Origin of the sequence: Streptomyces sp. NPDC021212, from assembly GCF_044332925.1 — a bacterium.
Classification (GTDB): Bacteria; Actinomycetota; Actinomycetes; order Streptomycetales; family Streptomycetaceae; genus Streptomyces.
In genome coordinates this window covers 244220-247875 of sequence record NZ_JBIRPZ010000001.1, presented here as the reverse complement: position 1 = coordinate 247875, position 3656 = coordinate 244220, and the positions used below count along the sequence as shown (strand labels likewise).

The window sequence follows — 3656 nt, the reverse complement described above, 5'->3', positions numbered from 1 at the left end:
TACTCATCCAATCTTCCGGCACTCGCCGGAGGGCAGGGCAAGGGGAATCAATGACGATGTCCGAAGCCGGGACCGCAGTGAGGTAATGAATTCGCGGATGGAGAGTACAAAGGCCTCGATGGGGAGCTCTACGGTGATCTACGCCACGTTTGATGCGTCACCTGTCACATCGCACCACTCTGACCCCGGCCAGCGCGACGACGAACCGGACAGACCGCACGTCACCCACGGTAATATTTGCGGCGTTACGACGGAATCTGTTCGTTCGTGTCGCATCATCAAGCCATAATGCGATCACTGCATTTCGCGGGGACCCAGCGCGCCCGCGTTCGGCACCGACCACGGAGTGCCCTCCATGGTCTTCGAGGCGGGAGAACGGCTCAAGGGCTCGATCGCGGTGGCACGGGGGTAGCCCAGGTGGCGGCGGGTGGGGCCCACCGGCGGGAGCGGGGCACCGTGCCGGAGAGGCCGTAGTCCTTCCTGAGCTGTTCGGGGATGGCGTAGTGCATGACGCGTCCGCGGGTGAGGGAGGACAGCTCGAAGACGGTGGTGAGGTGACCGAGGCGGTCCAGCGCCCATGCCCCGAGGGGGGATCGGTCCTCGATGGTCTCCAGTACGCCGAGGAGGTGGGGCGCGGCCGTGACGACGGTGTCCCACGCGGTGCGGGGTACCGCGAGCCAGTCGGCGCAGGTGTCGCCGATGAGGTAGCGGATGAGTGCGGAGACGATCGGGTCGAAGAAGGTCCCGGGCACGACCTCCTCGTAGAGGTCGATGAGCTGCCGGGTCAGATGCGCGCCTTCCTCGGACGGCGCCATGTGCCGGATCATGTACAGGTCGAGGTACCGGCGGGCGTCCTCAAGGGTCTTCGGGACGGCGTCCTGGTCGACGCCGAGCATGGCACCGACCACGCGCCAGGCGTAGTAGTAGGCTTCCGCGCCTTCCGTCGACATGTGGATGCCGAGGCGGTGCAGACTGTCCAGGACGAGCAGGGAGAAGAACATCTGCCCGCCGATCATGTCCTCCTGGCAGATCGGCGTCCCGAGCACGTCGGTGTCCCAGCGGTTCTCACGCCGCAGGTGGTGGCGGATGGAGGCGTGCAGAAGGCGGACCTTCTGGGCGGCGGGGATGAAGCGGCTACCGGCCTCGAAGGCGCCGGGCTGCATCAGGTGGACGGTGAACTGCCCGGTCTCCGCCATCCGTTTGGAGGGGTACTCCAGCCCGTGGGTGGCCGACAGCAGTTTGGCCACCCGCGGGACGACGTAGCACGCGGGCATGGAGGCGAAGGACAGCGCGGTGGAGATGTGCACGTTGTTGTCGAGGAAGAACAGCCGGGCCTTCTCCATCTCCCCCCAGTCCACCCAGCTCGGCGGGGCGCTGGTGGCCCGAAGGTACTCCCGGGCCACATCGGGGAGCCCCTCCGGCAGGGGAGCGCCGGCGGTGGAGACGTAGCGCATCAGGGTGTTGAACGTGCCCACCTCCCCACCTGCGAAGAGGGCGGCGACGGTGGCGTCGGCGAGTGCGTCACCGGCCTGCCCCAGGGCGTCCATCGATGCCTCGGTACAGGTCATGACAGGACTCCTTAGTCCTTCACGGGGCATGTCTTTCACGGGGCGTTCACGACAAACGCACCGCCGCCGAATGCGCCAGCATGGTCAGGGCCGCGGCGGCGGGCTCCGGTACGTCCAGCTCGTGCACGGCACCGAGGGCCTCCTCGACCCGTGCGGTGATCATGGCTTCGATGCGGTCGGGACTCTTCAGCCGACGCATCACCTCCCGGACCGCGTCCAGGCCATCCGCGTCCAGATCGCGTCGGCCGAGGAGGCCGCGCAAGCGCTCCCGCTCGTCATCACCGGCGATGCGCCAGGTCTCCGCCAGCAGGGCCGTGGGCCGGTGGCCGCGCACATCGTCGGCGTTGGCCTTGCCGGTGCGTTCCGGGTCTCCGAACAGGCTGAGCAGATCGTCCCGCAGTTGGAACGCCTCGCCCAGCGGCAGCGCGTACGCCGAGTAGCCCTCGCGCTGCCGCTCACCGGCGCCGGCCAGGGCCCCGCCGATCAGCAGGGGCTGCTCGACGGTGTACTTGGCGGTCTTGTACCGGATCACCTTCAGCGACGCCGTGGTGTCCGGATCGGCCCCGGTGTGCAGGATCTCCAGGCACTCGCCCGCGATCAGCTCCCGGGCCAGCACCGACCACAGCGGGCGGGCCCGCGCCAGGTACGCGGCGGGCAGACCGCTGGTGGCGAACAGCTGCCCGGCCAGCGACATCAGCAGATCCCCCACCAGCATCGCCAGCGACCTGGCGGCGGCGACGGCACGCGGGCGCCGGCGTACGGCACCGTGCAGGGCGACATGTGCCGTCGGCCGGCCATGCCGCAACGGGCTGTCGTCGATGAGATCGTCATGCACCACCGCGGCGGCATGCACCAGCTCCATCGAGGCCGCTGCCCGCACGAGCGCGTCGCTGTCGGGCTGCCCCACCGCGCGCCAGCCCCAGTAGCAGAACGCCGCCCGCAGACGTTTGCCGTCCGCGACCGCCGCCTCCAGTTGCTCGGCCACCGGGCCCAGGACCGGGTCTATCGCCCACAGCTGCTCGGCCTCCTGGGTGACGAACTGGTGCAGTACCTCGTCGACGCGGGCCTTGAACGCGGTCGGCTCCCAGCGGTCAGACGTCATCGGCGGCCTGCCGAGCCAGCGCACGCCGGGCGAGAATTTCCAGGTGGGCCGGGGGGACGGCCGCATACCGGTCCAGCACCAGGCGCCCGCGCGCCGTCAGATCGCGCTCGGCCTCCGTCGCCAGCTGCGCGGCGTCCGAACGGCGCAGCAGCCCCCGCACGGTGCCCAACGCGGAACCCAGCGTGCTCACCGCCAGATCGGCCAGCCCAGCCGCCAGCAGCACCGCCCGCGTGTCCAGGCCCCCGCGTCGCCCCGCTCCGTGCGTCATCCCGTCCCTCCGCCCACAGCACCTCCGGCCCGCGCCGGTCACATACCGGTCGTCCCAGCGTCCCGTCACATCGGGCACAGGGAGGGAAGAACTCACGATCGAGCGATCACACGCTCACTCGTACGAATCGCCGGCTCACGGCCTCTTCGGCCGTCCTCCGGCGTTGCCCCGACAGGCGTAACGCGGCTGGATCGGATCCATGCGCAGCGTTCGTACAGTGGCCCCATGTGGCGCCTTCCGCAAGCCGGTACGCTCGTCGTCCTCAAGCTCCCGGCCGTCCTGCTGCTCGTCACGCTCGCACTGGTGAGCGGGGGCACGTTCCTTTCGGCGGGCGGTCTGACCGTACTGACGGTGCACCCCACGCGGACGGTCACCCCGAGCCCCACCGACACGGACACCACGACCGGCCCACCCACCACACCGCCGACCTCGCCCACCTCACCGCCGACCTCGCCGCCGACCAGCCCGGCCCCGCAGTCCGCGCCGGCCACGTCCGGCCCCGCGTCGGGCCCACTCGCCCAGGACGCACAGGATGTGGTGGGCAATTCGGCGGCGCTGCTCACCGCCTGGATCGGGCTGATCAGCCAGGTGCTCGGGCTGCTGACGGTAATGATCGGCCTGGTCGCCGCGGGCCGCCGTCCGGCCCCCGCCGAGCCCGCCGGCGGCGGTGGGTCCGAGCCGCCGGGGAACAGGCGGCCTCGCCAGCGGTGACCGCCGT

At 70.4% G+C, this 3656-nt stretch carries 4 protein-coding genes; 1 reads left to right on the top strand and 3 read right to left on the bottom strand.

Going from position 1 to position 3656, the window contains the following annotated elements; all coding sequences use genetic code 11:
• Window positions 1–380: 380 nt before the first annotated feature.
• The 3 genes from ACH4SI_RS01155 to ACH4SI_RS01145 are packed head-to-tail and all read right to left on the bottom strand — an operon-like array spanning window position 381 to window position 2938.
• Window positions 381–1568 (bottom strand): oxygenase MpaB family protein, encoded by a 1188-nt coding sequence (locus ACH4SI_RS01155; RefSeq protein WP_398291195.1) that lies wholly within the window; start codon window positions 1566–1568, stop codon window positions 381–383.
• Window positions 1569–1614: 46 nt separating this feature from the next.
• The gene (locus ACH4SI_RS01150) at window positions 1615–2670 is read right to left on the bottom strand and encodes a polyprenyl synthetase family protein (protein WP_398291193.1); all 1056 of its coding nucleotides are present in this window, start codon (window positions 2668–2670) and stop codon (window positions 1615–1617) included.
• The gene (locus ACH4SI_RS01145; protein ID WP_398291191.1) at window positions 2660–2938 is read right to left on the bottom strand and encodes a polyprenyl synthetase; all 279 of its coding nucleotides are present in this window, start codon (window positions 2936–2938) and stop codon (window positions 2660–2662) included. The genes ACH4SI_RS01150 and ACH4SI_RS01145 overlap by 11 nt, the downstream gene beginning before the upstream one ends.
• 225 nt (window positions 2939–3163) lie before the next feature.
• On the opposite strand from ACH4SI_RS01145, the gene ACH4SI_RS01140 reads away from it, so the two are divergent.
• A complete protein-coding gene (locus ACH4SI_RS01140; protein ID WP_398291189.1) occupies window positions 3164–3649 on the top strand; it encodes a hypothetical protein in 486 nt (161 codons plus the stop codon).
• The last annotated feature ends 7 nt before the right edge of the window (window positions 3650–3656 follow it).

Coding starts and splice junctions, on each gene's coding strand:
- ACH4SI_RS01145 (WP_398291191.1), bottom strand. CDS start 2,938: ATGACGCACGGAGCGGGGCGACGCGGGGGCCTGGACACGCGGGCGGTG.
- ACH4SI_RS01140 (WP_398291189.1), top strand. CDS start 3,164: ATGTGGCGCCTTCCGCAAGCCGGTACGCTCGTCGTCCTCAAGCTCCCG.
- ACH4SI_RS01150 (WP_398291193.1), bottom strand. CDS start 2,670: ATGACGTCTGACCGCTGGGAGCCGACCGCGTTCAAGGCCCGCGTCGAC.
- ACH4SI_RS01155 (WP_398291195.1), bottom strand. CDS start 1,568: ATGACCTGTACCGAGGCATCGATGGACGCCCTGGGGCAGGCCGGTGAC.